Below are 14692 nucleotides of genomic sequence, written 5' to 3'. Positions count from 1 at the left end.
AATTTTTGAGTAAAGGATGGTACTGAGCCATCCTTTTTTTATGGATAAAATCAGATATTTTGGAAAAGATAAGGGGAAATTGAATGATAAAAGGTGTTGCCCATGTTCAAATGGTTAGCTGGAAAAAAGTCCACCGAAGGATCGAAGCCACATAGTTTAATGATTGATGAATTAAAGGAACAGATAAAAAGTCAACTCAATGTGGGAGAAGATCTGACTTTTAGAACCATAAAACGAGATGGTGACAAACTTGTTCTTTCATATATGAATAGCCTAATTGATACAACCACCCTTGATGAATTTATTATTGCGCCCATTCAAGACAACACCCATACCGAATGGACCTGTGAAGGAATTGCGCAAATCCTCCCTATTGCCAATTTATCCGCTCAAAATCAATTAGATAAAGTAGTAGAGGGGATAAACGTAGGAAAGGTATACATTTATGTTGAAGGCCAGCCTTATGGAATACTCGGTGATGTTAGTAAAACGGTAGAAAGAGGAGTTGAAAAGGCAGAAACGGAATCACTTGTTTATGGGCCCAAAATTTCCTTTACCGAATCACTTATCGGCAATATGAATATTTTAAGACAAAACATCAAAGATATAAACCTATGCATGGAGGATTTGACGGTTGGAACAAGAACAAAAACAAAGGCAAAGCTAGTCTATATAAAAGACATAGCTGATGAAGAAAATGTCAACGCATTTCGAGAGAAAATAAGTCAACTCGAGATTGATTATGTTGCCGGCACAACAGTCCTTGGTCAATTAATTGAAAATAATAGTTGGACTGTTTTCCCGCAATTAGTGACAACAGAACTTCCTGATCGTGTCACGATTGCCTTATTGCATGGGAAAGTTGTTGTTTTAATGGACAGGAGCCCAGACGTCCTATATGGGCCATCTCCATTTTTTACCTTTTTCGAATCAACAGAAGATGTGTATATGCGGTGGAACATGGGGCTTGCTCTAAGATTATTGCGAATATTTGCAGCTTTTTTATCTGTTCTTCTCACACCAGCCTATGTAGCAGTTTTGACCTATCATTATGAAGTCATTCCTTCGCCATTGCTTGTTTCATTGGGACAATCAAGAGCGAACGTACCATTTCCACCTATGTTTGAGGCACTTCTGCTTGAATTTTTTATTGAGCTATTACGTGAGGCAGGAGCTAGGCTGCCAACTAAGGTCGGTCAAACTATGGGTATCGTTGGCGGTATTGTCATCGGGCAAGCTGCAGTAAACGCCGGATTTACAAGTAATATTTTAATTATTATCATTGCACTGAGTGCGCTTGGCTCATTTACCACTCCTAGTTATATAATGGGTACGGCTATTAGGATCATACGGTTTCCGATTATTTTATTAGCGGGTTTTTGGGGAGGAATCGGGATCATGCTTGCTTTTTGTTTTTTTATCATTCACCTTTTAAAATTGGACACATTGGGAGGTTCCTATCTTTCACCTGTTTATCCGTTGAGATGGAAAGATTTGGGATATAGTTTCTTTCGTGTACCAACTCAATATCTTTCAGAACGGCCATTAACGAACCACCCAATCGATGCTCAAAGATTTTCAGCGCAAAAAGTGAAAAAAAAGGATGTAGATGAATAGGAGCGAACAACATGAAAGTAAATTTACATCCAAAGGAAAGTTTACTGTTTAATGCTTTTCTCCTCATCTTTATTATTCACTCCGTCCAAGAAGGAGTAGGGATTATCGGGCTCCCAAGGATTGTATTTTTAAACGCAAAACATGATGCCTGGATTGCTGTATTCCTTGCAGGGGGTTTCACCGCTGTTGTCTTGTGGTTCATGATGATGATGCTTAAACAATATGACAGTGCTGATTTATTTGGTATTCATGCTGATGTTTTCGGAAAATGGCTGGGGAACTTCCTTAGTTTTGTCTATTTGCTCTATTTGACAGCTTGTTTCTGTATCATTATTTTGAATTATATCGAAATCGTCCAGGTTTGGATTTTCCCCAATTTGCCAACCTGGCAGCTTGCACTTGTACTAATCCTGTTAGCTGTTTATGCTGTCCATGGCGGTATTAGAGTCATGGTTGGTGTATCTTTTCTTTCAGTTACGGGGACTTTATGGCTCTTGCTTGTTTTATGTATACCGCTGCGTTACATAGACACCACTCATATGTTTCCAATTATGAATGTAGATATCACACACATGATAAAGGGAATTAAAAGTGTAACGTTATCGATTATCGGTTTTGAATTACTTATGTTTGTTTACCCGTTTGTAAAGGAGAAACGGAGAGCTCTTTTATATGTGCAATTGGGTAATCTCTTCACAACGCTTTCCTTTACACTTATCACATTGATATCCATTCTCTTTTTTGCGGAAGATACCCTTAGTAAAGTCATCTGGCCTGTGATATCAATGTTAAAAATTGTCCGTCTTCCCAATCTAGAAAGATTTGAATTTTTAGCTGTTTCCTTTTGGATGCTCGTTATTTTACCAAATATATGCCTCTACTTATGGGCAGCCTCAAAGGGATTTTCTAGAATAATAAAACGGACTCAGAAAATGGGGATTTGGATTATTGCAATAATTGCTTTCGGCGCATCCTTCTTCATAAAATCTAGATATCAAATGAATCTTATTACAGGTATGATTTCTAAGGCCGGTTTTTATGCAGCATATTGTTATCCTGTCATTCTTTCCATTATTGTCTACTTGAAGAAATGGTTATTAAGGAGGAAACAATCACATGCCGAACCATCCTAAATGGAAAATGCTCGTTGTGCTTTTTTCATGTATCATTTTCATTTCAGGGTGTGTGGAGAGAAAACAGTTGGAAAAGTTAGGACTTATTACGGCAGTTGGATATGATTTAGAAAAAGAAAATCATATTAGGGGAACGGCTGTTGTACATAAATTTGATCCTTTGGCAAAAAATTTGACCAAAGTAATTACAAGTGAAGCCTATACGAGCAAGACCCTAAGGCAAAAGCAGAATCTTGAAACGGACCAAGAGCTCGTATCTGGTCAGCTTAGATGTGTCATTTACAGTAAGGAATTAGCAGAAAGAGGCATTATTCAACTTGCTGATGCCTTAAATCGTGATCCTACTATAGGAAATACGGTTTTTTTAACAGTGACTGACTGGAAGGCTTCTTCGATAATAACAATGGAAAAAGAGAATGTGAAGGTTGATCTAGGGACCTACCTATATAATCTAATTAAACAAAATGTCGAAAGTGAGCAGCTTCTTCCGCCGACACTTTATGAATTTAATCATGCCTACGATGATCATGGGAGGGATCCAGTCTTACCCATTTTAAAACTTAAGAAGGGGAATGTGATTCTTTCGGGGATGGCGCTATTCCATGATGATCGGGCTGTGGCAGAAATAAAAGGTGACAAGCTTTTTTATTTAAAAATATTATCTGATAAATTTAAATCAGGGACGCATGAAATGGGTTTTAAACGTTCCCGATTTAAAAGGATTATCAGAAATGAACAAGGAAATAGATTTAGAACGGTTTACAATAAATTTTTTATTAATATTGATAATCTTCACAGTAATACAAAAATCAAATTGGTCGATAAAAAGAATCTCCGTTTTAAGGTGGAAATAAAGATAGAATCTAGATTGTTAGAAGCTACAGAAATATTGGATTTGGCTAATCCAAAGAATATTAAGTTTATCGAAAAGGTTGTAAATAAGGAAATGGAAAAGGAAATAAAAAATTTACTCATCTTTTTCCAAGAGAAACAAGTTGATCCAGTAGGATTTGGAAATAAATATATAGCAAATAATCGCGGAAAAATGCTTAGTAAAAAGGAATGGAAAGATAAATATAAGGATGCAACATTTGATGTTCATGTAAATAACACGATTGTCAAAACCGGGGTGACAGATTAAAAACAATTTTCTTCCTTCTTTTTCATATCTTTGTTACACTATTCACGAAAAGGAATAGAAGAGGGTTGCAGGTGATAAGATGAAGACTCGGTTTTTGTTAATTTTTTTAGTGATTAGTACGCTGTTAATGACAGCATGTGGAAAAAAAGAAATTGAAAATCCTTTAAATTGGCCGGTAAAGGATTTTACAGCTACTACACAGGATAACAAGCAATTAGGATTAAAGGATTTAAAGGGTAAGGTGTGGATTTCTGATTTTATTTTTACAAGCTGTGTGGACGTTTGCCCGCCAATGACATCTAATATGAGTAAAATACAAAAAATGGTGAAAGAGGAAGGCTTGAAGGATGTGGAATTCGTCTCCTTTAGTGTCGATCCAACAGTAGATACACCTGAAGTATTGACTCGTTATGCCAATCAATTTGGTGTGGATTTTAAAAATTGGACGTTTCTAACAGGGTATTCTCAAGCGTTTATTGAAGAATATGCAATGAAAAATTTTAAAACGATTGTCAAAAAACCAGAAGAGGGCAATCAAGTCATACATCAAACCTTTCTTTATTTAGTTGATCAGGAAGGAAATATCAAAAAATCATATAAAGGGGACAGGGATGTTCCTTTTGATGATATAATCAACGATATTAAAACATTGCAATAGACCTTTAAATGGGTCTATTTTTTTTGGAAGGAATAGGATATAGTACATATTTGTTTTGAATGAATATAGTCATGTTATAATAAAGTGAAACTTCAAATTACGCATTTATACGGGATAATATTACTTTTAGAAGGCAGGTGAATAAAAAATGAAAAAGTTTTTCACCCCTCTACTTCTCTCGGTAGTATTATTATGTTCATGCAGTTCATCCGATCCTTTGGTGCTGCATCAGGAAAAGAAAGTAGCAGCACAGGTTTTTGCACAAATCCCCGCTGATTTTTACCCGCGAAAATTGACGATAGTGTCTGCTGGAGATTCTTTAACACAAGGTGTTGGCGATAGTACTGATCAAGGCGGTTACTTGCCTTACTTAAAAACGATGCTAGAAAAAGAAAAAGGAATCAAGGAAGTTGATTTCCATAATTTTGGTGTAACGGGTAATCGGACAACACAACTGTTAAAAAGACTCAAAACGCCTGAAATGAAGGAAGTATTACAAAAGGCGGATTTGGTTATCCTTACAATCGGCGGAAATGATATTATGAAAGTCGTAAAGGACAATATTTCGAACCTTCAAGTATCTGATTTCATCAAGGAAAAAGATTCCTATCGTAATCATTTATCACAAATTATGGAGGCAATTGTCCAGGAAAATCCAAACGCATCCATCGTTCTGGTAGGATTGTACAATCCATTTTCAAAGTGGTTTTCCGATATTAAAGAAATGGATGAAATTGTTGCCGACTGGAATCAAGTTGGTCAAAGTGTAATTACTAAATATCCAAATGCCTACTTCGTTGAGATTGAAGATGCATTTTTAAATGCAACCGAAGATCTTTTGTTTACCGATCATTTCCACCCAAATGACAAAGGATATAAACTAATTGCCGAGAGGCTGAACGAGACTTTGAGTGAGCGAGTAATACCTGATCTGGAGAAAACGCCATATACGGTCAGTACAGAGGAGAATTAGATGAAAAACAAATGGAAAATTGGATTCCTTCTCTTGTTAGGAATTAACCTTTTGTTCGTTATAATTATTTTATCACTAGCAATGGCTCCGTCGAATGAGAAGGAAATCAGCAAATTAAAGAGTCCAACTGGTGAGCAAGTTTCTTTTCATGTTAAATCAAACAAGTATGACTTAAATAGGCTTATTAACTATTATCTTAAAGAAGAAGCTGCTGATTCTTCGATTGATTATCGGGTCATATTAGGAGATGAAGTTGAACTATACGGAACGTTACCATTTTTTAGTGAAAAACTAAATTTGAAATTGACCTTTGAACCTATAGCACAAAAAAATGGTGATTTGGTTTTGGAGCAACAATCAATGTCAGTCGGTAAGTTAAATCTGCCGATTTCATACGTGTTAAACTTTATTAGTGAAAATTATAAGCTGCCAAAAGGAGTCGAGATTAGACCGAATGATCATCTCGTCTATATCCATATGCAGCAATTAAAACTGAAGAGCAATCTGAAAATCAAAGCAGATAAATTTGATCTGAAGAAAGATGATATTACTTTTACTATTTTAGTGCCCGTTAAGTAGGTGCCTCGTTTTTTACGGGGCACCAATTTTTTTCAATTTTTGATGCTGATAAATTGAAATCCTGGTGTGCCTTTTGATAACCCGAGAAATACAATGGTATAACTATCATTTGTTTTAAACTGTACTTTTGACATCGGTAAGACAATCTCTTTACTGCCTGACATCCTAACCTCAAGGTCTACTGTCATTGGTGTTAATCCTAAATATTCAGTTGCTTGTTTATATGAAACCTTAGGAAAAATAACATCGCGATCCTTCACGGCAATATCAAGCGGCGGGGTATCTGGTGATAAGTGGATAAAGCGAACCTTTGCTTCATTTAAAGGAACCTCCGGTTGGTTCAAATAAATAAGCAGGCGCATCTTTTTGACAGTATCAATTGTTGTCAGCGTGTACGACTTTCCTGCCTCAACTGTTATTTTTTTATTTAAAACACTATCAACCATGTTTCCGGCTGGGTAAATATCAACATGGTATTTACCAGGATTTAATGAAAGTACTTGACTTACATGTTTAAATGGCAGATCCGTTATTACTCGTTTTCCATTTATATACATATCTACATTGGGGGCATCATGGGAGGTGTGAAGCAGGCGGACTTTTGCTTCTCCATGCTTTATTTTGGAATTTGTACGCATTATGTTCATCGCTTTATTCATGTATTTAAAATGTTTTAAATAGAAATGCATGTGATGGTTCGGGTTTGTGTATTTATAATATTGCGCTAACAAATCATACATGGCAGCTTTTTGAAGATAATCAGCTTGGTTTCTTGTCTCGGACATTTTATCAACTCCTTACTAGTGGATTACACCATAATTTATTCAATTTGAACTAGGTAGGTGTCTATCTTCCGATTTGCGAAAATTGGAATTTTTGTTTACAAGTGGATAAATATTGCATATACTATAAATAAATAACTTTGAAAGTGGGTGACGTGCAATGTTAATTGAAACGATGAGAACATTCTGTGAGTTGAATATTGTTTGCACAGCCCAAATATTTTCCGTTTAGGGACCTGCTTTATACCCTTATTTGACGATGCGAATATAACCATGGGCTGTGTGTGCCTATGGTTTTTTATTTTTTTTAAAAATAAAGTTCGCTGGAGGAATAAGGATGAAATTAGAAACAATTGGCTTAACTGAAAAAGTTAAATATGATTTTGATAAAGTTAAAACAAGTGAAGATTTGATTATTGGCCGCGTGGCCCTCGAACACAAGCGTATGTATCGGGTTTGGACGGAACAGGGTGAATTGTTATCTGAGGTTTCGGGTAAGTTTAGCTTTCAAGCTCACTCCCGTGAGGATTTTCCTGCTGTTGGTGATTGGGTCTGCTTGAAACCAAGGTTCGATGAAGGAAAGGGAACCATTTTAGCTGTCTTGCCGCGTAATAGTAAGTTTTCAAGAAAATCAGCGGGTGCCACCGCTGAGGAGCAAATTGTTGCCGCAAACGTTGATACCGTTTTTCTGGTAAACTCATTAAATGAGGACCTAAATTTAAGAAGAATTGAACGCTATCTTTTATTGACATGGGAAAGCGGTGCAAACCCTGTCATTGTGTTAAGTAAAGCAGACCTTTGTCAAGATATAATGGTGAAGTTGGCCGAAGTGGAAGCAATTGCCTATGGTGGTGTACCCGTTATTCCGATCAGTTCTGAGACCATGAGTGGATTTGAAAAATTAGACCCCTTTTTGCAGCCAGGCAAAACTATTGCCCTTCTTGGGTCATCTGGGGTAGGGAAATCAACCTTAACGAATCGATTATTAGGGGAAGAAAAGCAATTGGTGCAAGATATTCGCGAGGATGATGCTAAGGGGAGACATACGACAACCCACAGAGAAATGATTGTCTTGCCCAATGGCAGTATCTTAATTGATACCCCTGGGATGAGGGAATTGCAGCTATGGGAAAGTTCAGAGGGTTTAACCGAGACCTTTTCGGAAATTCAAGAACTTGCTTCACAGTGCCGGTTCCGCGATTGTCAGCATAAGGATGAGCCGGGCTGCGCCGTGGTAAAGGCGATTGAAGAGGGTTTTGTTGCTTTAGAACGATTAAATAGCTACAACAAACTGCAAAAAGAACTGGCGTTTATTGAACGAAAAGCCGATAAACGTGCACAGGCAGAGGTACGAAAGCACTGGAAAAATATAAATAAACAAATGAAGCAGCGGAAAAGTCGATAAGATAAAATTGCCGAGCCAGCAGGGACTGGTTCGGCTTATTTTATTTTAAGTGCTAGATTTTATTTTTAAGTAAATCTTCTGTATACTTTTAATATGATGAAAAGGGGTGGGAACGTGGAAGAGAAACATCAATTAGCAACATTTGCCGGCGGCTGTTTCTGGTGTATGGTGAAGCCGTTTGATGAACTGCCGGGGATTATTAGTGTTTTGTCAGGTTATACAGGGGGAATAGTAGAAAACCCGACCTATCAACAGGTTTGCTCAGATACTACCGGACATTATGAAGCCGTACAAATAGCTTATCATCCGGACGTTTTCCCGTATGAAAAATTATTAGAGCTATATTGGCAGCAAATTGACCCTACCGATCCCGGCGGGCAATTTTATGACCGAGGTCAATCGTATCAAACTGCGATTTTCTACCATGATGAAACACAAAAAAAGCTTGCCGAAGAATCAAAGAAAACATTACAAGAAAGCGGCCGGTTTAACAGACCGATTGTAACACCAATTTTGCCGGCGCAGACATTTTATCCGGCTGAAGATTACCATCAGTACTACTATAAGAAAAATCGGGCTCACTATCAGTCCTATCATATAGGGTCAGGTAGAGCAGGTTTTATTGAGAGGCATTGGGGGGACAAAAATGCAAAATAAGGATTTGAAAAAAGAATTAACGCCAATTCAGTATGAAGTAACGCAAAATAATGGGACAGAGCCGCCGTTTCGAAATGAATATTGGAATGATACAAGAGACGGTATTTATGTGGATATCGTTTCAGGGAAGCCGTTATTTAGCTCGCTTGATAAATTTGATGCAGGCTGTGGCTGGCCAAGCTTTACGAAACCAATTGAAGACAATGAAGTGTTGGAAAAAGAAGATAATAGTCATTTTATGGTGCGGACAGAGGTTCGAAGTAAAACCGCGGATTCCCATTTAGGTCATGTATTTAATGACGGTCCAGAACCGACAGGCTTACGTTATTGTATCAATTCCGCTGCGTTACGGTTTATACCGAATGAGGAGCTTGAAGAAAAAGGTTATGGGGAATTTACGAAGTTGTTTGAAAAAAAGTAAAAGCCGCAATCCGCGGCTTTTTATTATGTATTTTTCCCCTTCTGTTTTGATGTAGATGTCATCCCCCCTGAAAGGACAAACTTCATCGCATCCTCGGCCTTAACCTCGATTATTTCCACTTGATTCTTTGGAATTAAAAATGTAAATCCAGCCACCTGGAATGTTTGTGGGATATAGACAGCAACATGATCCTTTAGAGGACTATAAAAATCCTCCAATTGCTCCGAAGTAATAAAACCGATACTGCGCATTTCAGTTCCTGGAATCACAACCAATGCCACCTTGGAAAATGATTTCTTATCGCCAAGGAAGGATTGAACCGTATCCTTAATAACCGAATAAATCGTTTTAACCACTGGAATATTTTCAAGCAGTCGATCAATTAGTTTAACCATTTTTCCCGTTACATATTTTGTAGACAGCCAGCCTAAAAGGGTAATTAAAATAATGGTCGTCAATAAGCCGATTCCAGGTATGTAATCTTCTCTTAAGTAAGGCTTCAGCGAGTTGCCTAACAAGCCGTCCAAAAATAGAAACGTTTTATAAATAACATAAATCACAAGAATAATCGGCACAATCGTTAAAATGCCATTAATAAAACTCTTGAAAACTGATTTCATCTTATCACCTACAAATTTATCATTGTCTCTCATAATATAGGCGAATGCACATACAGGTCAAGTATCTAGTACATAATGTAACATGGATAAGATACAAATTATTGAGGAGTGATTGTGTATGTATGGAGGATTTGGAGGATATGGATTTGATGGCGCCTGTGGTTATCCGGCATACCCTGTAGGAGGAGGCTGTTATCCGGCATACCCTGTAGGAGGATGCTGTGGTTTTGGCTTTGGCGGCTTTGCGTTAATCGTTGTCCTGTTTATTTTGCTTATTATAATCGGTGCAAGTTGGAACTTTTGATAAAAAAAGGCTGACTCTCGAGAATTTGTTCGGGATTCAGCCTTTTTTCTTATTAAAGTTGCGTGTTCATTTTTTACAGCTAGTTGGTTAATTTGATAAAATAAAAAAAATGGGGAATTCTTGTTTCCAAGTCCCCAATATCAATAATGATCTTATCCGATTGTTACCTTTTCTTTTGGATAATTGAATTTCTCTTTACTTCCTTTGCCGCGTAACATAAATAAGCAGGTTACAATACCAACCCTTCCGATAAACATTAAAATGATGATAAGAATCTTGCCAAATGTCGTTAATCTAGGTGTTAACCCCATCGATAATCCATTTGTTCCGAAAGCAGAAGATACTTCAAAAATGACCTCAATTAATGTCCCTTGCTCTGTGATCGATAGAACTAAAATCGAACTTAAACAAAGAAATGCTGCAGTTGTGAGCACAATAAATGATTTTAGAACGTCTTCCTTATGAAGTTCACGTCTAAATATTTTGATAGAGCTTTTTCCTTGGGCATAAAAAATAATCGCTAAAATAACGATGGCAAAAGTGGTTGTTCTAATTCCACCGCTTGCACTGCTAGGTGAGCCGCCAATAAACATTAAAATCGACAGGAACAGCTGGTTACTGGGAGTAAACTCATTAATATTCATTGTTGCTAATCCAGCACTTTTAGTTGTCGCTGAATGAAATAGGGAGTAAAAAAATGATTCATGCCATTCCTTATTAACAAAAAAGTTATTACTGTCAAGAAGAAAAATAAATAGTGCGCCTATTACAGTTAGGATAACAAACGTTAATGTTGTTAATTTCGTAAACAAGGTAAAATGAAATCTTTTCTTCTTGATCATACATAAAAAGAATTCATAAATTTCCACTATAACTGGAAATCCAATTGCTCCAACAATCATTAAAATAATTACTATCGTTTGAACAAAGTAGTCATGGCTGAATGGACTAAGTGACTCTCCGGTGATATCAAACCCAGCATTAGTTGTTGCACTAATGGAAGCGAAAAATCCATGTTTAAAAGCAGTTAAAGGACTACCGTAATAATTCATGAACCAAAAACCTAAAATTATTCCACCTATTAATTCAAAGGAAACAAAAATAATGAATATTCGTTTTGCCAGCTGTACCAATCCCGCTAAATTGGACTGATTTTGGTCAATCATAAGCAGCTGCCTTTCTTTCAACCCCACCTTTTTACCTAGCATAATCCAGAGGAAAGTACTTAAAGACATGACCCCGAGTCCGCCTAATTGAAGAATTAAGCATAAAAGAAAGATTCCAAAGTTACTGAATGTATCATTTAACGAAATGACGCTTAATCCTGTTACACTAATGGCGCTGGCAGAGGTAAACATAGCATCAATAAAACTTAAAGAAACATTTTCTCGATGTGCAAGAGGAATTTTTAATAAAAGTGTAGAAACGATTAATGCAGACAAATAAAAAATAACGATTAATTGTATAGTCGATAGTTGTTTAGTTTTTAATTTAAGTTTTTTAATTGTGTTCATTTGACCTTTTCCTTCTGTTATCTACTGTAATTCTATTATACCCATGCCTAAAAGTAAAAGAGAGTTTCATAAGAATCCGTTTTTAATTCTTCGTCATAACCCTTTCAAATGAGATGATAGAATGAAAAACTGATTCATACAATGAAGTATGTACCGACTTATTTTGAAAAAGAAAGTGGTGTCCTATGGAAAAATCGTTTCTAATCAAACCCGTGCTCGATGAAATATACCCGGTCATTGATTATGGTAAAGGAATCTACTTATTTGATCTGGAAGGTAAAAAATACCTTGATGCCGCTTCAGGCGCTGTCACAGCCAATATCGGTCATGGTGTAGCCGAAATCATTGAAGCGATGCAGGAACAGGCTAAAAAAGTCTCATTTGTGTATCGATCTCAATTTACAAGTGAAGCTGCTGAAAAGCTGGCGAAAAAAATTGCTGATTGGACACCTGGAGAACTAAATTGGAGTTTTTTTGTGAACAGCGGCTCAGAAGCGACAGAGACTGCGATGAAAATGGCGATTCAATATTGGCAGGAACAAGGGATTCAAACAAAGACAAAGGTGTTATCAAGATGGGTAAGTTATCATGGCATAACATTGGGAGCGCTTTCAATGTCCGGGCATACCGGAAGAAGGGCTAGGTTTGTTCCACTCTTAGAGGATTTTCCAGTTATCAACCCGCCATATTGCTACAGGTGTCCGTATAATCAGGAGGCACCATCCTGTGGCTACATGTGTGCCAATGAATTGAAAACTGCAATCAAGAGGATTGGGGCTGACCAAATCGCTGCCTTTATCGTTGAACCTGTTATCGGGGCTGCAGGCGGTGCGATTGCACCACCAAAGGATTATTATAAAACCATAAAAAAAATCTGCGAGGACAATGATATTCTCTTTATTGCCGATGAAGTCATGACTGGTTTTGGCCGGACGGGAACGGTACTTGCATGTGAGCAATGGGATGTCATTCCGGATATTGTAGCATTTGGTAAAGGGATGGGAGCTGGATATGCGCCCATTGCTGCTGCGGTTGCAAGTGAAAAGGTCATGGCACCGATCTTGGCCGGAACAAAGTCAGTGATGAGCGGGCATACATTAAGTGCGAATCCCCAATCATGTGCGGTGTCATTAGCTGTTCTCGAATACTTAGAAAAGAACGAGATTATAAAAGAGGTAGAATGTAAGGGAGTTTATTTGAAAAATCAACTTGAAAAACTAAAAGGACAATATTCATTTATAGGTGATGTACGCGGCAAAGGATTGCTCCTCGGTATTGAATTTGTCGAGGATTGTGAATTGAAAACACCATTTCCAAGAGAGGCCTTGATTACTCAAAAAGTTATTGCACTTGCCAAGGAAAAAGGACTCCTCGTTTACCCTGCTGGTGCCGGGATTGATGGGGTTAATGGTGATGCCATTATCGTCTCTCCGCCATTAACAATCACAAAAAGAGAGATTGAGAATCTTGTATTATTATTAAAAGAAACATTCGCGGCCTTTTCAAACCAAATAAATATAGGAACAGTTGGTGATATCTAAATGGAAAATTCATTCGGAAAAATAACAACCTTAGAAGCGGTCATGGAATTTTTTCATGATGGCATGACACTAATGTTTGGTGGATTTGGCGGGGTCGGTTCTCCCCCGACATTAATTGATGGGATTTTGGAAAAAGGCGTACATGATCTGATCTTGATAGGAAACGATACAGGTTTCCCTCACATTGGCATCGGGAAAATAGTCAGCCAGGGACTAGCCAAGAAGGTTATTGCCTCGCATATTGGCTCTAATCCGATTGCAGGACAGCTCATGAATGACGGAAGGCTTGAAGTAGAGTTTTCACCACAGGGAATTTTGGCGGAAAGGATACGTGCTGGGGGTGTGGGTCTGCCAGCGATCTTATCCGATATCGGGATAGATAACGAAATGGTATCGAAAAATAAACCGCTATTTGCTATCGATGGGAAAAATTATCTCGTTGAAACTGCCTTAACAGCAGAAGTTTCGATTGTCTTTGCGAAAAAGGCAGATATGTACGGCAATTTAATATTTGACAAAAGTGCCCGTAATACCAATCCACTTGTTGCAATGGCAGGGGAAATAACAATTGCGGAGGTAGAAGAAATTGTTCCAATGGGCAGTCTGGACCCTGATGAAATCATTACTCCGGGAGTGTTCGTTGATTATGTGATTCCTACTAAGGGGGTGAATTGGAAATGGGCATGGAAGTAGACGTTCGCAACCAAATGGCGAAAAGGGCAGCGGAGGAAATTCAAAATGGAATGGTGGTAAACCTTGGTATCGGTATTCCTTCACTTGTTCCGAACCATTTGTCAAAGGAAACTATGGTGATGTTTCATGCTGAAAACGGGATTACCGGGATGGGGCCGAGTCCTGCAAAAGGGGAAGAAGATGAAAATTTATGTAATGCCGGTGGATTTCCTGTCACACTCAACATGGGTGGTTCTTATTGTGACAGCGCCATTGCTTTCGGAATGATCCGTAGAGGGAGAGTTGATATCACCATTTTAGGTTCATTGCAGGTCAGTCAATATGGCGACCTTGCAAATTGGATTGTTCCGGGGAAAAAGGTTCCGGGGATGGGAGGTGCGATGGAGCTTGCGCAAAAAGCAAAAAAAGTCATTGTTGTAATGAACCATTGTGACAAACATGGCAACCCGAAAATAGTTCCATCCTGCACATTACCATTAACATCAGCCCGTTGTGTCGATCTTCTTGTCACTGACTTAGCTGTTTTCAGGGTATCCGAAGATGGCCTGCTTTTGACAGAGCTGTTTTCACCATTCAATTTAGAGTATGTAGTCAATAAAACCGGATGTGAATTTAAAATAAGTAAAACTGTTCGGAATATCCCGTACTAAGCAA

Annotated in this window: 16 protein-coding genes; 13 read left to right on the top strand and 3 right to left on the bottom strand. The window is 37.8% G+C overall.

Annotated elements, in window-relative coordinates:
* The first annotated feature begins 102 nt into the window (after positions 1-102).
* The 6 genes from QNH20_RS16725 to QNH20_RS16700 all read left to right on the top strand — a co-directional run bounded on the left by QNH20_RS16725 (position 103) and on the right by QNH20_RS16700 (position 6101).
* Positions 103-1617 (top strand): spore germination protein, encoded by a 1515-nt coding sequence (locus QNH20_RS16725; RefSeq protein ID WP_283919112.1) that lies wholly within the window; start codon positions 103-105, stop codon positions 1615-1617.
* 11 nt (positions 1618-1628) lie between these two features.
* On the top strand, positions 1629-2750 hold the full coding sequence (locus QNH20_RS16720) for a GerAB/ArcD/ProY family transporter (RefSeq protein ID WP_283919111.1): 1122 nt from the start codon (positions 1629-1631) through the stop codon (positions 2748-2750).
* Complete coding sequence (locus tag QNH20_RS16715; RefSeq protein WP_283919110.1) at positions 2734-3891, top strand: Ger(x)C family spore germination protein; 1158 nt, start codon at positions 2734-2736, stop codon at positions 3889-3891. Before QNH20_RS16720 ends, QNH20_RS16715 begins: the two co-directional genes overlap by 17 nt.
* Positions 3892-3970: 79 nt before the next feature.
* On the top strand, positions 3971-4549 hold the full coding sequence (locus QNH20_RS16710) for an SCO family protein (RefSeq protein WP_283919109.1): 579 nt from the start codon (positions 3971-3973) through the stop codon (positions 4547-4549).
* A gap of 148 nt (positions 4550-4697) precedes the next feature.
* Positions 4698-5522: an SGNH/GDSL hydrolase family protein gene (locus QNH20_RS16705; RefSeq protein WP_283919108.1), complete on the top strand. Its 825-nt coding sequence runs from the start codon at positions 4698-4700 to the stop codon at positions 5520-5522.
* Positions 5523-6101, top strand: a complete 579-nt coding sequence (locus QNH20_RS16700; protein WP_283919107.1) for a YpmS family protein — start codon at positions 5523-5525, stop codon at positions 6099-6101.
* Between the two features lie 32 nt (positions 6102-6133).
* On the opposite strand, the gene QNH20_RS16695 is transcribed toward QNH20_RS16700, so the two are convergent.
* Positions 6134-6886 carry a DUF4397 domain-containing protein gene (locus QNH20_RS16695; protein WP_283919106.1) on the bottom strand — a complete coding sequence of 251 codons (753 nt, stop codon included), beginning with the start codon at positions 6884-6886 and terminating at the stop codon, positions 6134-6136.
* A gap of 334 nt (positions 6887-7220) precedes the next feature.
* Here QNH20_RS16695 and rsgA point away from each other — a divergent pair, with 334 nt between their 5' ends.
* The 3 genes from rsgA to msrB all read left to right on the top strand — a co-directional run bounded on the left by rsgA (position 7221) and on the right by msrB (position 9366).
* Positions 7221-8288 carry a ribosome small subunit-dependent GTPase A gene (rsgA, locus tag QNH20_RS16690; protein WP_283919105.1) on the top strand — a complete coding sequence of 356 codons (1068 nt, stop codon included), beginning with the start codon at positions 7221-7223 and terminating at the stop codon, positions 8286-8288.
* Between the two features lie 165 nt (positions 8289-8453).
* Positions 8454-8945, top strand: a complete 492-nt coding sequence (gene msrA / locus QNH20_RS16685) for a peptide-methionine (S)-S-oxide reductase MsrA (protein ID WP_481858106.1) — start codon at positions 8454-8456, stop codon at positions 8943-8945.
* Positions 8935-9366, top strand: coding sequence for a peptide-methionine (R)-S-oxide reductase MsrB (gene msrB, locus QNH20_RS16680; protein WP_283919103.1), 432 nt, complete (start codon positions 8935-8937; stop codon positions 9364-9366). The genes msrA and msrB overlap by 11 nt, the downstream gene beginning before the upstream one ends.
* Positions 9367-9389: 23 nt before the next feature.
* On the opposite strand, the gene QNH20_RS16675 is transcribed toward msrB, so the two are convergent.
* Positions 9390-9986 carry a DUF502 domain-containing protein gene (locus tag QNH20_RS16675; RefSeq protein ID WP_283919102.1) on the bottom strand — a complete coding sequence of 199 codons (597 nt, stop codon included), beginning with the start codon at positions 9984-9986 and terminating at the stop codon, positions 9390-9392.
* Between the two features lie 118 nt (positions 9987-10104).
* Between QNH20_RS16675 and QNH20_RS27105 the strand changes: the two genes are divergently transcribed.
* Positions 10105-10290 carry a YjcZ family sporulation protein gene (locus tag QNH20_RS27105; RefSeq protein ID WP_481857983.1) on the top strand — a complete coding sequence of 62 codons (186 nt, stop codon included), beginning with the start codon at positions 10105-10107 and terminating at the stop codon, positions 10288-10290.
* Positions 10291-10442: 152 nt separating this feature from the next.
* On the opposite strand, the gene QNH20_RS16665 is transcribed toward QNH20_RS27105, so the two are convergent.
* Positions 10443-11804, bottom strand: coding sequence for a TrkH family potassium uptake protein (locus tag QNH20_RS16665; protein WP_283919101.1), 1362 nt, complete (start codon positions 11802-11804; stop codon positions 10443-10445).
* A 185-nt stretch (positions 11805-11989) separates the two neighbouring features.
* Here QNH20_RS16665 and QNH20_RS16660 point away from each other — a divergent pair, with 185 nt between their 5' ends.
* The 3 genes from QNH20_RS16660 to QNH20_RS16650 are packed head-to-tail and all read left to right on the top strand — an operon-like array spanning position 11990 to position 14688.
* Positions 11990-13345, top strand: coding sequence for an aspartate aminotransferase family protein (locus tag QNH20_RS16660; RefSeq protein ID WP_283919100.1), 1356 nt, complete (start codon positions 11990-11992; stop codon positions 13343-13345).
* A complete protein-coding gene (locus tag QNH20_RS16655) occupies positions 13346-14038 on the top strand; it encodes a CoA transferase subunit A (protein ID WP_283919099.1) in 693 nt (230 codons plus the stop codon).
* On the top strand, positions 14023-14688 hold the full coding sequence (locus tag QNH20_RS16650) for a 3-oxoacid CoA-transferase subunit B (RefSeq protein ID WP_283919098.1): 666 nt from the start codon (positions 14023-14025) through the stop codon (positions 14686-14688). Before QNH20_RS16655 ends, QNH20_RS16650 begins: the two co-directional genes overlap by 16 nt.
* Positions 14689-14692 lie beyond the last annotated feature (4 nt).

The sequence above is a fragment of the Neobacillus sp. WH10 genome, assembly GCF_030123405.1.
Taxonomy (GTDB): Bacteria; Bacillota; Bacilli; order Bacillales; family Cytobacillaceae; genus Neobacillus.
This window is presented reverse-complemented; position numbering and strand designations above follow the sequence as displayed.